This window comes from Candidatus Methanoperedens sp., from assembly GCA_027460525.1.
Classification (GTDB): Archaea; Halobacteriota; Methanosarcinia; order Methanosarcinales; family Methanoperedenaceae; genus Methanoperedens.
In genome coordinates, this window is record JAPZAS010000017.1 from 44,904 (window position 1) to 59,880 (window position 14,977).

A 14,977-nucleotide genomic window follows, 5' to 3' on the forward strand; every position below is an offset into this window, starting at 1 on the left:
AATTATGCTGTGACCCTTATGGCTGTTGGTGACATCATGCTGGGCGATCATCCGATATGCTTAGGGCATGGTGTTGGAAGTGTAATAAAAAAAGAAGGCCCAGAATATATATTTGATAATGTTTCCGATGTATTAAAAAAGGCAGATATTACTTTTGGAAACTTAGAGAGTGTGCTGTCAGATATTGGGATTGATTATGGCAACTACAATACAATCCAATTGAGGGGAGCAGAAACTTCTGTGAATGGACTTCTACACGCTGGTTTTGATGTGTTGTCTATCGCAAATAATCATATTTTAGAGCATGGCGAAAATTCGCTAATAAGAACAAAAAAATTACTCTCTGATAATGGCATTCTGGCAGTAGGCGTATCTGAAAATAAAAGAAAATCTAGAGAACCAGTTATTTTTGTTCGGAATGGAATTTCTTTTGGTTTTTTGGCTTATTGTCTTGTGAGAGATAAAACTGCTTATTGTTCGGTTGAAGATTCTCAGGATATGATTAGTGATATAAGAAAAGCAAAAGATAACATTGATATTTTGATTGTTTCGCTTCATTGGGGCAAAGAATTTGTAAGAAAACCATCGCCTGAACAATTTTCTCTTGCTCACAGAATAATTGATGCAGGAGCTAATCTCGTATTAGGGCATCATCCACATGTGTTGCAGGGTGTAGAGACTTACAATGAAGGAATGATTGTCTATAGTTTAGGCAATTTTGTTTTCGATATGTGGCAAAGGAAAATGAGAGAATCAATGATTTTTTCATGTAGATTTTCTAAGAATGGAATTGTTGATTTTAAAATCATGCCTGTGTATATCAATGATTTTTATCAACCATGTTTACTTCAGGAAAATGCAAAACATATATTGCTGTCAAAAATTATGGATGAATTTTTAGAGCATGTTGTTGAGGATGCATACCAAGAAGAAGTATGGGCTTGTAGAACTAAATATAGGTTGGAACTTGTTATACATTTAATAATAAATTTCTATAAATATAATCCGATTTATCTATGCCAAATTGCTAAAAATTTCATTAATAAACAAAGGTGTTGATTTCATGAATTTACTGGTTTGTATGAAACTATCAGATAGAAGTCTGAAATACCATATCTATCCAATTTCATTATTGGATGAAGTTGATAGAATCTTAATAGTTCGGGATCAACAAGGACCCGAAATAAAGAAAGTCGAATATTATTGTCCACCTAAATGGAGTTTAGACATGCCAGTATTTGCCTTTTTTGTTAGATTCTTATTAATGGTATATTTATCATTAAAGGAGAAACCAGCACTTATCCACAGTTATCTTTTATTTCCTCATGGATTTTTGGCATTTATTGTCGGAAAAATAACAAGAAAAAGAGTAGCCGTATCACTAATTGCTGGCCCTTTGGAGTTGTATGTGTTAGGTAAAAGTCCGATTGAAAAATATGCATATACTAAACCCTTACCAAAATTATCCATAACCGGGAAAATAATTCTAAATATCTTACAAAAATTTGATGCTATTGTAGTTGCCGGAACAATGACAGAAAATTATCTGTTGGATAAAGGAATTGCCACGGATAAAATTTTTCGAATACCATATGTTATAGTTGATAGCAAATGCCGACCGATGCATAGGAATAAGGTTTATGACCTTATATATGTGGGCAGACTCGCAAAGGTGAAGCATGTTGAGATTGTACTAAAAACCGCACATAAATTGGTAAACGATTACAATTTATATAATTTGAAAATTGCAATCGTGGGTGACGGTTTTTGTTGTAAGAAGATGAAAAACTTGTGTAAAAAAATGGAATTAGTATCGAATGTAGATTTTTTAGGATATAAAAATGATATTGCATTCTATTTTAACAAGTCCAAGATGTCAATTATAACATCTGAACGAGAAACTGGTCCTCTAACAATGATCGAATCTATGTTATGTGGTGTTCCAGTAATTTCTTCTCGTTGTGGTGATTTAATTGTTGATTTCTTAAAGGATGGATATAATGGCTCTATAATTGATGATTATGCTGATGTTGAAGCATATGCATCTGAACTAAATAAGATCCTATCAAATCAAAAGTTATTAGATAACTATTCAAATAATTCAATGAAAATATCGCAGAATTTAAATGCTGAGAACGTTTCAGGTGCTTGGCATACTCTATTTAGTAAAGTTATGCAGCAAGGATAAAAGGGGTGGGTTACATTATTAAAATCTGTATGGCTGTTACAAATCCTTGTACAAATGACGCCCATGTATTATCACTTTCTTGTATATGCTCAAAAACCTGAACAGGGATTAAAAATGACACTAAAGGTACTTCTATTCTCTGACTATCCCTCTCCGAACGGGATTATTAGTGGTGGAATACCAAGGGCGGTATATAATTTAGTTACTGAACTATGCAAATTAGATCCCTCATTAGAAATTCATGTATGCACACTGACCTCAGAAGTTAAAGCGGATATAACAAAAAGAACAGTTCCAAAAGAAAATCTTTTCATCCATTATATAAGGTTTCCATTAGCAAAATATCCTATTTTCATTCCAAGTTTATTAACTCAGAGAATTGTAAAGAGAGAAATTAATAAAATTAACCCAGATATAGTACATGTCCAAGGAATAGGTAAATTTTATGCATATCCAATAATAAGACTAAAATTTAATCCAGCAATCATCACGGTACATGGAGTTATCCATGAAGAATCAAAAACATGGAATGGCTTTTTAGGCAAGTATCGAGCAATTGCAGGACGAAGATTAGAAGATTATGTACTTAAAAATGCTAAATATTTAGTGGCTGTTAGTCCATATGTAAAAAATATTATAGAACCTGTTACTAAAGGAGATATTTCTGTAATATTCAATCCAGTTGAAGAAAAATTCTTTAATGTAAAAAAAGAAGAAATATGCCATAGAATTTTATTTGTTGGTGGAATTGAGCCAAGAAAGGGGTTGCATGTATTAATAGATGCTATCAAAATTGTTAAACAGGATATACCTGATGTCAGATTACATATTGTTGGCGGTATCAGAAAGAAGGATTACTTTACTAAAATCTATGAAAAAATAAAAGAGTATGATTTATCAGAAAATGTTATTTTTAAAGGAGCGGTAGCAGAAGAAAAATTAATCAAAGAATATTCCGAAGCTGCGATATTTATACTGCCATCGAAAGAAGAATCTTTAGGTATTGTATTATTAGAAGCTATGGCAACAGAAACGCCAATCATAGCTTCTAATATTGGAGGAATACCATACATAGTAAGAGACGGTTCAAATGGATATTTAGTGGGTTTTGGTGATTATAAAAAAATGGCAGAATATATTCTCGTTTTATTATCTGATACAAAAAAAAGAAAGGCAATGGGACTTATAGGTAAAGAGATAGCAGTACGATATCATCCAAAGGCAATAGCCATGGAACATTTACAGCTTTATAAAAGGTTATTGACTGACTACAAATCATCAGTTTTCAACTTAATAAAACGGTCTATATAATGAAAAGGAAAAATGAAACTAAAAGAAAGCATTTCTAAATTAATTATAGAAAAATTAGATTTAATCCTTGCATCAGGAGGTATCCTTTTAGGGATTTTTATTATTTTTCTATCTTTAACATATAGCATACACCAGCAGGATATTGGCGGAACAATATTCATTGCCTCGTTTTTATACCTTTTATTAAGAAAGAGATTGGTTAAAGCAAGTGAAACTTTTCACTTTGGAGCAACAAGAAAAATAATATATATTAATAACATTATTTTTTTTATTGCTTTCAATTTTAGTGTATGGCTCCTGTATAGTATCCTTTATTACAGACCTGTAATTTATTTCATACTTGTTGGTATTGCTTGCGCGTCGATTGCTCTGGAAATTCTTTATGCAGACAGAAAATGGACAGGATTGGTTTTAGTTAAAATTCTGTTGATTGGAATTACTTTATATGGAGGAATTTATTATGAATTTTCTGATATTTATGGAGCTGATACTCACTTTCATAATGGTCAGACAACAATATATGTAGAGAAGGGACATATCGTTCTCGATGCTCCAACCGGCTGGCTAAACTCATATTATTATTTCCCAATGTTTCACTTACTTGCGGCCTCAACAAGCATTATTAGTTCTTTAAATGTTCATGATTCAATCTTTATATCAATAACTTTTTCATTAGTTTTTTCAGTAATTTTTGTTTTTTTAATAGGAGAAAAATTGATTAATGCAAAAGTAGGGTTACTGGCAGCCCTCATGCTTGTAGTTGGTAATTACAGAATTTTATTTGGTGCAGGCGCAATTCCAATGACTCTTGGAATCGTGTATTATACAATAATTTTGTATTTATTTGTTGTAAACACACCAAAACCGATAATTAAAAGAAGTATTGTAATTTTTCTATCTATTATTTTAGTACTAACCCATACAATTGCAGGTTTTATAATGTCTTTAACAATAATATCACTTGTTACATGGAAATATTTACATAACTATTTAAGTAATAATTTTATTACTAAATTTTCAATTTTCTTGAATACAGCATTAGTATCTACAGGTCTGCTTATAGGTTATTGGATGTATGCAATAGAAATACCTGGAAGATCATCCTTGACTTTCTTTGACTATTCTGTGTCAGCCCTATACAGGGCTTTAACATATGATGCTGAATTTGCAACCGGTACCATTACTAAAATATCTCCTTATATTTCAACCAATTATTCTGAATATTTGTTGGATAATATGGGTTACTTGATTTTTTTAGGGATGGGTTTAATTGGAACTTATGTCTGGATCAAGAATAAAAATGAAATTAAAACTCCATTGTGTCTTACAATGGTGGTTATGTTTGCATTTTTATACGGATTTTCGCTCATGGGAATGAGGACAATAATTCCAACAAGATGGTTTGGTTTTGTTTATATTTTTCTCGCTCTTGTTTCTGCCTCCGGAATATTTAAGTTGGCAAATTTATTGAATATAAAATTTAAAACAGTCACAGTCCTGATTATTATTTTCTCGATATCATTCTTTATGGTTACTTCAACAGTTTCCAATGATGACAACCCTTTGTATAATAAAGAACATGCAACCAGACAGGGAAATAAGGCATCAGAATTGCAGGGTGCTGTGAAAATTAAAACTATTTTTAATGGAACTTATGGTTCGATAAGTTCAATTTTGATATCTCAAGATTATAATTTCAGTAAAGAAGAGGGTAAATTGTATATACTAAATAAAGATGCTTTCAGAATCCCGATGGTTTTTGAAGAAATACAACATAGAATAGTCAAGCCATTTATCCTCACGAATGAATTTAAGATAAAATTGGAATCACAGAGTAATGAGATTTATGATAATGGCGAGGTATGGGGATATTTGATTAAATGAATAAAAAAGAGAAACCATTATGAATTTATTAAAATCACCATGAGGCTTATTGCACAATATAACCCGAGGTTTAATCCTATTGTAGGAGGAGGAGAAACATATATATCAAATCTTGTCGAAAGTATGAAAAACTATAATTTCGAAATAATAACAAATGCGTTGCCCGGGCATCCTCTGGAGGAGAAGTTTTCTGAAAATACTTTGATAAGACGATTTTTACCATATGATAGAAGCTTGATTCCATTTGGCAACTCAGCATTAAGCAAATATTCTTTTCCATATAGAATAATGACTGATATTATAAGAATATATAGAAAAAACCAATTTATCGGAAATTCCAGTTATGCTATAATTCATTTTCATGGAATGGGATTTGGTGGTAATCTGCTGCGAGTGGATAAATGGATAAAAACTCTTTTTTTATCAAAATATATTGATTTTAATTGGATTAGTATTCCCAAAGTCCTTACAATACACAATTTGTTTTCTCCATTAACAGATAATGCTATTTTTGAAAAATATGAGCATTACATTATCGACCAGTTTGAAAATATAATTTGTGTGGATAAAAACATTGAAAGTTATGTTAACAATTATTTAAAATCAAAAAACCAGAACAAAAAAATATCATTTATTCCAAATTCAGTTGATTTAAATAGGTTCTCTTTTTCTAAAATAGAGCAAAGAAAAAAACTTCAGATTGGTTTTGCAGGGCGGTTTGAACGCTCACGAGGTATTGTTTTTTTGCAAAAATTAATAAAAAATCTGCCTGATTTTTGTGAACTTCACTTGACATGCAATCCTATTCAAATTCATAATAATTCAAATATTCATTTCTATGGATCACTTCCGGAAAATAAAATTCCAATTTTCTTGAAAAATATCGACATTCTTTTTAATCCTGTGATTGCTGAAGGAATATCGAGAATTACTCTTGAAGCAATGTCCAGCGGGCGATCAGTAATTATGCTTGATAAAGGTAATAGGCACCCAATAATTCATGGCAAAACTGGCTATCTCGTAAAAGAAGATATTAATGATTTAATCAATTTACTTGAACATATAAAAGACAATAGAGATGATTTGCAAAAATTAGGCTATAATGCTAGAAAAATAGTTGAGGATGAATTTAGTAATGAGGTTATAATACCAAAGATTGAAAAAATATACGAGGACCTACTGAATGAAAATTAGTATTAAGGTGGGGGTTATCGAAGATACGCCATTGAAAAATGATGTAATCACGGAAATACTAAATCACCAAGGAATATTATTCAAAATATGTAATGAAAAAAATGTTGAGAATCATTCTTGTGTTATTTCAACCATAAATAAAGATATTAAATACAAAAATGTGATTTATATCGATGATGATTTTTTAAATGATTATTTATTTGCACTAACAGGGTCATTGAAATTAGATGAGAAAGATAGGATAGATGCATCAGTTGTAGAACATGAAATTCAATTAACTGAAAAAATAAGGAACTGTTATCATGGCCAAAATCTACCTTTTATAAGAAAATGGTTCTGGCCTGATTTTAAACAAGCATGTTGCATTATAACTCATGATATTGATGAAATTGACAGGTGTCCATCAAGAAAAAAATCAAAATTTGAATGCATCAAATATATACTGTCACATATAATGCTCAAATCTTATGGTGATAATATCGACACATTATTGAATATTGAGGATGAAAAATCGATTAAATCTACATTTTATCTATTCCCAAAATATTCACAAAAGAGTCATTTCTTCAACATTCTTGAAAAAATAAAACATAAGGGGCATGAAATTGGTCTCCATGGATCACCTGAAGCCGCATTAGATGAAAAAGATTTCATTGCTGAAAAACAAGAACTTCAAGAGAAGACAGGTGAAGAAATTATAGGCCATCGGCAACATACTTTGACACGAGCATTTTTGAATCCAAAAACATTGCAGATAATTAATAATTGTAATCTAAAATATGATATTTCAATTGCATCCAATGAAAAATTCGGTTTTAAATCAGGGATTTGTTATCCATATCATCCATTCGATATGGATAACAAATCAAAATTTAAGTTTTTAGAAATTCCTTCGCCGTATATGGACTGGACTGGCATACATAGAAATTTTAATGCGAAACAACATATTGAAATAATGGCGGAACTCACTAAAACTGTTGAACTGCACCATGGTTGTTTAGTATTAAGTTTTCATAATTCATATATTAACAAAAGATTATTTCCCGAAATTTACGAAACATTTTTAAAAACATTGGATTACGTGTCGGAAAAAAATTACTGGATTGCAACAGCAAGTGAATGTGCTGAGTGGTGGCAAAAAAGAGAGGACGTTGAAATGGAAATCTATTTTGAAAATGGAAAGATTATTGGAAATTCAAGTACAAAAATGCCCATTCGAATAGAATATATCAATAAATATCTAGATGTTTTTGTTAAATAAGGATTTGAATTAAAATGATTAACGTCAGAATTGCAAATAATGATGATAAGAGGGCATGGAACAATATAGCATTGAAAGCAAAAAATAGTACTTATGCCCATACCTGGGAATGGAAGGAGGTTATCGAAAAAGGATTTGGCATTGAATCTTTATATCTTGTTGCAGAAAATAATTCAGGCGAAATTGTTGGAATATATCCAGGGTTCCTGAGGCCGTTGGAAATAAAAAATATCGAATCCATATCGAGAAAATTTAGGATATTTGAATCCCCATTGTATATGACCTGGGACTACGGTGGCCCATGTGTTTTACCAGATGCAGATGAAGGAATTTTAGATGATTTGATTACTCAAATGGAAAGGTTCGCAAGGCAAAAAGGAGCTGTTTCTTTAAGACTTTCTCCGTTTGAAGGAAATAATCTTAAGAAAATTTTGGTAAAAAAGGGGTATAGGATATCGGAGAGGTTGACATCTATTATCAACTTAATGATCAGCGAACAGGAACTATGGGAGGGATTAAATAAAAAGACTCGCACACCTATACGAAAAGCAAAAAATTCAGGAGTGGAAATTAGACAAGATAACACAGAATTTGCATTGAAGATTTTATTTAATGCCATGCATTCGTTATCGAAATTCAAAGGATTTGACATCCCCCAATTTGAATTTTATAAATATGCCCTGGATGAACTGGGTGATAAAGAAATGGTTAAAATATATTTAGCCAATCACCAGGATAAACCAATCGGTGCTGCACTTGTACTTTGTTTTAAAGATATGATTGTTACGAGATATTGGGCAATTTTGCCAGAATATCGCTCATTGCAGGCAAATAATTTATTGGTTTGGGAAATACTTATGGACGGAAAGAAAAATGGATATAAAAAATGCGATCTTGGTGGTATGCCTTCTGAAGAGAAAGATGGAATTTACATTTTTAAATCAGGCTGGAATGGTGAAATAAGACATGTCGATTGGTTTGTGAAAAATGTAAGGTTTGCGCGCATGATAGAATTATACAGGCGCATTAAATCGGGAATAAAATGACTGTTAATAAGTTTTTTGCACTAAAAATTTATAACGCTGTTATTAATACTGCAACAAGAATTTATTTAATGGCCAACATGAAAACGATGTTTATAAATCCACGCAAATATCCGGTCCCGCATGGAACAATTATAATAAGACAAATGAATACAAAAGATTTGACTGATGTTATCGATATATTCTATAACAGTTTCAATCATTTATCTGCAGAAGAACAAAATCAATATGCTGAGGAAATGAAAAAATATGTATATAAATACCCTGCAATAAATAGTGTCGCAGAATTTGAGGGGAAAATCGTGGGTTTTATTACGTCTGTACCGAGATTACATCTTTCTAAAAAAGGCATTGAAATTCACCTTAATATAACTTGGATGGCAATAGATTCTAATTATAGAGGGTTAAAAATATCAAATGAAATGTTGGATTATTTATTATATGTGGGATCAGCGATGCGCAATATAAAAAAAATTATGACACAAACTAATGTTACCAACATTCCAGCGATAAAGGCATATGAAAAATTAGGGTTTAGTCATACAAAGATATTACCTGAATTTATAAATAAAGAAGATGGAATAAAATTAGAAAAGATAATTTAGTGGTTAGAAAACTAGTTAAAATGTGTGTTTAGTAACTGATAATTTCGAATGCAATAAAAATATAGGTGAATTGAAAATGAAAATTGTATTTGTATCCTCTCTAAAGATAACGGATGTGGGGGGTGTACTTTCACATATGAAATCCTTAGGTGAAGGTTTGGAAAAATTAGGGCATACAGTAGATTATATTACTGCATCATCTATTCCAAGACCGATCCTGGTATTTGGTTTATATACACCCCTTATTATTCTCAAAAAGTTCAAAACTATTAAGGTAATATATCAAGAAATATCGTTGATCTTCATGTTTTTAAATATTGTTATACTCAAACAAATTTTTAATAGATATGATCTGATTTGTATGACTGATTATACTGTATTTATTCCAAATCTTGTGATAAAAAAAATATATAAAATTCCATTAATATCCTTTATTCACAGTTATATGAGCCATAGTATAGAAATTGTAGGAATGCAAAGAGATAGTTTAGCGGGGAGATTTTTAATCAAAGAACAACAGATTCTTTTAAAACATGCTGATTTACTAATCCCTGTTGATTCGAGGATTGAAAATAATTTAATTTCAGAATGGAAAATAAATCCAGATAAAATTGAAAAAATGATTAATTTCGTTGATATCGAAGAATTTAAACCAAGGAAATCCAAACAATTATTTGGATTGCCCAATAAAAAAATTGTTTTATGCCCAAGGAGAGTAAATGATCCGAAAAACGGAGTTATATATGCAGTAAAATCTATGAAATATCTAAATGATGATGTTCTCTTGGTGATTACAGGCAATAAGGGTGAAGTAGTCGATAATATTAAAGAAACTATGAAAAAAGATGGACTTGAGCATAGGATATTATTCCTGCCTTTTATACCTCATGAAAATATGAAATACCTATATAATGAAGTAGAAATTGTGATTATACCCTCTATTAATTATATGGGTCTTGAAGAGGCAACTTCAATATCTGCTCTCGAAGGAATGGCATCTGGAAATATTGTTATTGCTTCAAATATTGGTGGTTTAAAGGAGATTATCCATGATGGTATGACTGGTTTCCTAGTTCCAGAAAAAAATCCTCACAAAATTGCTGAAATAATCACTCAATCACTTCAATCCGATACAAGTGAAATTGTAAGGAATGCACGAAAATTTGTTGTTAAATATTGCTCCAATGTAAAGAGAGCGGAAGAACTATTGAATGTCTGTGCGAAAATAAAATGAATATTTCCCACTCAGCTTTTTTTTAGCTAAGAATTGTAGGGAATAAATATAAGCAACTTCATGCCTAATTCCTCGAACCCCTTCCCAAGAGTTGTCATGTGAGAGATCACACCGCCAACATCCGATATTTTCAAAGTAGAAACGAATAGAATTTTCAAAACTTAAAAATCTCCTTTTTATTATTTAAAAAACTGATAAATATCTCCTTTTCTTTTGAATTTAACTGTGAAAAAACCGCATAAATTGTGATAATAATTAATAATATCGAAGCAAAAATAAAAGTATAACCATTTAATAGTTGAATAATAAAATATGATATACTAAATATTGATGACGTATGAAGAAATAATTTTTTCCAATTCATAAATTTGATTCTTAATTTAATTTGAAGATATATTATCAAAGTTAAAACATAAAATACATAAGAGATTAAATATGCATAAGCAATGCCATTAATGCCTTTTTCAATAAACAAATTTAATAATATTACGAAAGAAATCGCCCAAAGAATATTTAGCAAAAATGACCCCCAAACTTTAGCAGTTCCCTGTAGAAAGACACCCTGAATTAGTCCGATAGATATTACAAATGTTGTAATGGTCATTATGAATGTTGGAAACCAAGCATCGTTATATGTTGACCCATATAATAATTCTATAATGATTTTCGAGAACAATCCCATCACTACCGTCAAAGGAAGTAATATTAAAATCAATATCTTGGTTACATCAGAGAATGTATGGGATAATTTTTCTTTATCTATAGAATCAAGTTCTGAAATAAGAGGAAAAAGTGGAACAGATATAGCAGATGGTATAAATAATAGACTACTTGAAAGAGTACTCGCGATTCTGAAAAATCCCACTGCTTCAAATCCTATGTTGATTGCTAAAAGAGTATTAGCGTACAAACTAGCAATCGAAATAACGATTACTGCTAAAAAAGATGGTATTGAGTAATTAATTAAGGTTTTATATTGTTTTAGGTTATTTATATTGAAATTTAATGAAATCCCTGTAGTATGGGGTCGTAAATAAACAATGAATATAAATATATTTATGATCGTTGCTAATAAAGATGCAATTACAGCACCTATGAGACCGTAAAAATAAATGGAAACCACAAATAATGCGATCGCTATTGAAGTTTTGAGTACATTAATTTTCGATAAAAGAGTTATCTGATGAAGCCCTTGAAGTAAGTAATTTCCAATATCTGCATAAGCATTAAAGATGACAACAAGAGACGATATTGCTATTAAACTTACTAAAATTGGCTCGTTATATACTTTAGAAAAATAGCCTGCACTAAGGTAATATATTATTGATGAAAACAAAGAGAAGACGAAAATCAAAACGATTGAAGTTGATAAAATATGACCTGTTTCTTCATTTGATTTTGATGCCGCTATATATCTGGTCAAAGCAACTGGAATGCTAAAAGTAGCCATCAAAGATGCCATTGTCTGTAAATTTCCTAATATCGAAAATATGCCTAAATCAGATGGCCCCAACAGCCGAGCGACGACTATAGATTGAACTAACATCATTAATTTTATCAAAACTGATGCTATAAGTGTATAAGCAGCGCCTTTGGCTAGACGTTCAAGTACAATCACTTAATTCACCGACCTTCCCTCCTCAATCCAAGCCTCACCGTATTATTCCTAACTGTATTATTCCTCAACGTCACTCACCACATTCTGTTGATTTCGTTTCTTTTGCAATATGCAAAACAGATGATATTTGCCACAGCGAGGATCTGGAGAGGGTTTGATAATTTGTTTCACTAAATTCAATTTTTTAACAATTTTCATCGAAGTTATTAATGTATAAAGGTTATTGACTGAGCGCCTCAAAGTATTTTTTTGTTTGGTCAGAATAGTCCTAATTCCTACTAAGTAAGGATACCCCAAACATTCAATATGAATGAGATCAAACCCAATTTCTTTTGCAATATAATAACAGGTATTAAAAGAAAGGTATTGCATATGTTCAAAATCCACTCGGAACAGTACGGGATCATTTTCGAATAGTGAAAAAGAAGCATTTGGAGTCCATATTAATAATAGACCCCCTTCTTTTAAAAGATTATTAGCCGTTTTGATGGATGACATTGGATCCAGTGGGTGTTCAATAAAGTCATTAAGAATAATCAAATCATATTTTTTAGAATTATCTATTTCTTCAATTCGATATCTGAAAACAGTTTTTATATTAAGGTATTCTCTCGCGAAGTGCACTGCATCTTGATCTAAATCAACACCATACACATTAGCTCCTAATTTTTTCAATCGTACTAAAGTTTCACCTCTCCCAAATCCAACATCTAATACATCAGCACCTTTAAGATCAATTAATGAAGATATCTCTTTAATTCTCAAATCCTCCCATGGATCTAATGATAAAATTCGTTTAGCTTCAATGGAAGTAAAATTATTACTACCCCCTGAATGTGTTTCGAAATATTTAGAATAACAATCATTCAGTTGACATTCATTGGGTGCAGGCGATACAAAAAAAGAGTGGCAATTATTGCAATACTTAATGATTAATCGGTCTGGGCGAATGAAACTATTTTTTCCATCGAAATTGCAAAACGGACATTTACGATCATACAATTTATCGATGTCCCAATCGTGGATTCTTCTAGCATCAAGTGGTGATAATTTTTTAATGTCTGTGTGATTCGTTTTCATATTGCTTCATCCGACTTAACTTTTCTTAAGTTGCGAAAATATTTCCACGATTTCTTCACTCGCCTTCCCATCCCCATACGGATTCACCCAATTCCCATCTTTCCCCATCATCCTCCGTACACCTTCAACAATCCTCCCACTATCACACCCCACCAGTACATTCGCACCCACCTCCACAGTCTCAGGCCGCTCAGTATTATCCCGCAACGTCACACACCCAACACCCAGAACACATGCCTCTTCCTGCAAACCCCCGCTATCGGATAAAACAAGCTTCGCACTGCTCTCAAGCTGCAAGAACTCAAGATACCCCAGAGGTTCAATCATCAGCGTACCAGAGGGCACATCAAATCCAAACTCCGATATCATCTTTACAGTACGCGGGTGTGCGGGAAACACGACATGCATCCCGAACTCCTCATACACACGTCTGAAACCATCAAGAATCCCTGCAAGCCGCACCCTGTCATCCACATTTTCGGCACGGTGTACAGTGGCAAGGAAATACTCGCCCTCAACAAGACCAAGCCTTTCCTGAATTTCCACCTTTGCCTTTGCTATCTCAAGGTTCTGGTACACCGCATCCACAATGGTATTGCCTGTGACAAAAATACGCTCATCAGGGATGCCCTCATCCAGAAGGTACCGCCTTGACGTCTCAGTAGGCGCAAAAAGATAATCAGAGATATGATCGGTAATTACCCTGTTTATCTCCTCAGGCATCCGGCGGTCAAAACTGCGAAGCCCTGCTTCCACATGCCCCACCAGAATGTGAAGTTTGGATGCTGCAAGAGCACATGCAAGCACGGTATTGGTATCACCCTGCACTAGAACCACATCAGGCACATCCCGCATCAGGATCTCCTCAATGCCGGAAAGCATGGTAGCAGTCTGCCGACCGTGGGTGCCTGAGCCAACATCCAGATTGTAGCGTGCAGACGGGAGGTTGAGTTCTTCAAAGAACACACGGTCCATCTCGAAAGAATAATGCTGTCCTGTGTGCAGGATATAATAATCAAGACCACGCCGCTCACACTCACGGATAATGGGGCTCATTTTTATAATCTCAGGGCGGGTGCCGAGAATGATTGCGATCTTCATGAAAATCAACTGCCATATTTTGTCGGAGGGCTGTTCTTATCCCCACGCTCTATAACCTTATACACAAACCCTGCACCAATGAACCCATCCATATCCACAACATTCCGACGATCCACAATAAAAGAATGCTTCTGCCGTTGTGAGGGCAAGTTCCTGACAAAAACCGAATTACTGATCGCCCAGCCCAGTAAAGCGACCATATAGCCCGAAGGCTTCTTCCCTGCTCTTAAAAGAGCTTCCACAGTCAGATTATATGTATGCATAGGGATAAAATCATACACCTTGCGAAGTTCACGGGACAGCGGTGCGCACTTGATGAACTGGGGACGGGCGCCAACGATAGAGATGATTTTCATGTTCTGCTCTTAGATATGACACGGGATATATAAATAAAGGTAGTGCAGATGGCTGCGCCGGCGCCGGTGATTATATAATTCAAGAAAGTCTATTTTTGAGAC

Annotated in this window: 13 protein-coding genes; 9 read left to right on the top strand and 4 right to left on the bottom strand. The window is 32.8% G+C overall.

Annotated features, from left to right (window positions below; all coding sequences use genetic code 11):
• Positions 1–18 precede the first annotated feature (18 nt).
• The 9 genes from O8C68_06745 to O8C68_06785 all read left to right on the top strand — a co-directional run bounded on the left by O8C68_06745 (position 19) and on the right by O8C68_06785 (position 10,720).
• Positions 19–1,059: a CapA family protein gene (locus O8C68_06745; GenBank protein MCZ7395500.1), complete on the top strand. Its 1,041-nt coding sequence runs from the start codon at positions 19–21 to the stop codon at positions 1,057–1,059.
• Positions 1,060–1,063: 4 nt separating this feature from the next.
• The gene (locus O8C68_06750) at positions 1,064–2,188 is read left to right on the top strand and encodes a glycosyltransferase (GenBank protein ID MCZ7395501.1); all 1,125 of its coding nucleotides are present in this window, start codon (positions 1,064–1,066) and stop codon (positions 2,186–2,188) included.
• Between the two features lie 54 nt (positions 2,189–2,242).
• Positions 2,243–3,499, top strand: coding sequence for a glycosyltransferase family 4 protein (locus tag O8C68_06755; protein MCZ7395502.1), 1,257 nt, complete (start codon positions 2,243–2,245; stop codon positions 3,497–3,499).
• A gap of 12 nt (positions 3,500–3,511) precedes the next feature.
• The gene (locus O8C68_06760) at positions 3,512–5,383 is read left to right on the top strand and encodes a hypothetical protein (protein ID MCZ7395503.1); all 1,872 of its coding nucleotides are present in this window, start codon (positions 3,512–3,514) and stop codon (positions 5,381–5,383) included.
• 39 nt (positions 5,384–5,422) lie between these two features.
• Complete coding sequence (locus tag O8C68_06765; GenBank protein MCZ7395504.1) at positions 5,423–6,577, top strand: glycosyltransferase family 4 protein; 1,155 nt, start codon at positions 5,423–5,425, stop codon at positions 6,575–6,577.
• Positions 6,567–7,838, top strand: a complete 1,272-nt coding sequence (locus O8C68_06770; GenBank protein MCZ7395505.1) for a hypothetical protein — start codon at positions 6,567–6,569, stop codon at positions 7,836–7,838. Before O8C68_06765 ends, O8C68_06770 begins: the two co-directional genes overlap by 11 nt.
• 14 nt (positions 7,839–7,852) lie before the next feature.
• Positions 7,853–8,884 carry a peptidoglycan bridge formation glycyltransferase FemA/FemB family protein gene (locus tag O8C68_06775; protein MCZ7395506.1) on the top strand — a complete coding sequence of 344 codons (1,032 nt, stop codon included), beginning with the start codon at positions 7,853–7,855 and terminating at the stop codon, positions 8,882–8,884.
• Positions 8,881–9,486, top strand: a complete 606-nt coding sequence (locus O8C68_06780) for a GNAT family N-acetyltransferase (GenBank protein ID MCZ7395507.1) — start codon at positions 8,881–8,883, stop codon at positions 9,484–9,486. Before O8C68_06775 ends, O8C68_06780 begins: the two co-directional genes overlap by 4 nt.
• Positions 9,487–9,562: 76 nt before the next feature.
• Positions 9,563–10,720 (top strand): glycosyltransferase family 4 protein, encoded by a 1,158-nt coding sequence (locus O8C68_06785; GenBank protein MCZ7395508.1) that lies wholly within the window; start codon positions 9,563–9,565, stop codon positions 10,718–10,720.
• A gap of 154 nt (positions 10,721–10,874) precedes the next feature.
• On the opposite strand, the gene O8C68_06790 is transcribed toward O8C68_06785, so the two are convergent.
• Genes O8C68_06790 through O8C68_06805 form a run of 4 tightly spaced genes read right to left on the bottom strand, consistent with a single transcriptional unit; the run spans position 10,875 to position 14,875 of the window.
• On the bottom strand, positions 10,875–12,338 hold the full coding sequence (locus O8C68_06790) for an oligosaccharide flippase family protein (GenBank protein MCZ7395509.1): 1,464 nt from the start codon (positions 12,336–12,338) through the stop codon (positions 10,875–10,877).
• Positions 12,339–12,395: 57 nt separating this feature from the next.
• Positions 12,396–13,418, bottom strand: coding sequence for a class I SAM-dependent methyltransferase (locus O8C68_06795; protein MCZ7395510.1), 1,023 nt, complete (start codon positions 13,416–13,418; stop codon positions 12,396–12,398).
• Between the two features lie 15 nt (positions 13,419–13,433).
• Positions 13,434–14,519, bottom strand: a complete 1,086-nt coding sequence (gene wecB, locus O8C68_06800; GenBank protein MCZ7395511.1) for a UDP-N-acetylglucosamine 2-epimerase (non-hydrolyzing) — start codon at positions 14,517–14,519, stop codon at positions 13,434–13,436.
• Positions 14,520–14,524: 5 nt separating this feature from the next.
• Entirely contained in the window at positions 14,525–14,875 is a 351-nt protein-coding gene (locus O8C68_06805; protein MCZ7395512.1) for a hypothetical protein, read from the bottom strand.
• Between the last annotated feature and the right edge of the window lie 102 nt (positions 14,876–14,977).

Bases quoted from the DNA above. Each gene is read 5' to 3' on its own strand.
- O8C68_06745 (MCZ7395500.1), top strand. From the start codon at position 19: ATGGCTGTTGGTGACATCATGCTGGGCGATCATCCGATATGCTTAGGG.
- O8C68_06780 (MCZ7395507.1), top strand. From the start codon at position 8,881: ATGACTGTTAATAAGTTTTTTGCACTAAAAATTTATAACGCTGTTATT.
- O8C68_06805 (MCZ7395512.1), bottom strand. From the start codon at position 14,875: ATGAAAATCATCTCTATCGTTGGCGCCCGTCCCCAGTTCATCAAGTGC.
- O8C68_06785 (MCZ7395508.1), top strand. From the start codon at position 9,563: ATGAAAATTGTATTTGTATCCTCTCTAAAGATAACGGATGTGGGGGGT.
- O8C68_06750 (MCZ7395501.1), top strand. From the start codon at position 1,064: ATGAATTTACTGGTTTGTATGAAACTATCAGATAGAAGTCTGAAATAC.
- O8C68_06770 (MCZ7395505.1), top strand. From the start codon at position 6,567: ATGAAAATTAGTATTAAGGTGGGGGTTATCGAAGATACGCCATTGAAA.
- O8C68_06755 (MCZ7395502.1), top strand. From the start codon at position 2,243: ATGACGCCCATGTATTATCACTTTCTTGTATATGCTCAAAAACCTGAA.
- O8C68_06760 (MCZ7395503.1), top strand. From the start codon at position 3,512: ATGAAACTAAAAGAAAGCATTTCTAAATTAATTATAGAAAAATTAGAT.
- wecB (MCZ7395511.1), bottom strand. From the start codon at position 14,519: ATGAAGATCGCAATCATTCTCGGCACCCGCCCTGAGATTATAAAAATG.
- O8C68_06795 (MCZ7395510.1), bottom strand. From the start codon at position 13,418: ATGAAAACGAATCACACAGACATTAAAAAATTATCACCACTTGATGCT.
- O8C68_06765 (MCZ7395504.1), top strand. From the start codon at position 5,423: ATGAGGCTTATTGCACAATATAACCCGAGGTTTAATCCTATTGTAGGA.
- O8C68_06775 (MCZ7395506.1), top strand. From the start codon at position 7,853: ATGATTAACGTCAGAATTGCAAATAATGATGATAAGAGGGCATGGAAC.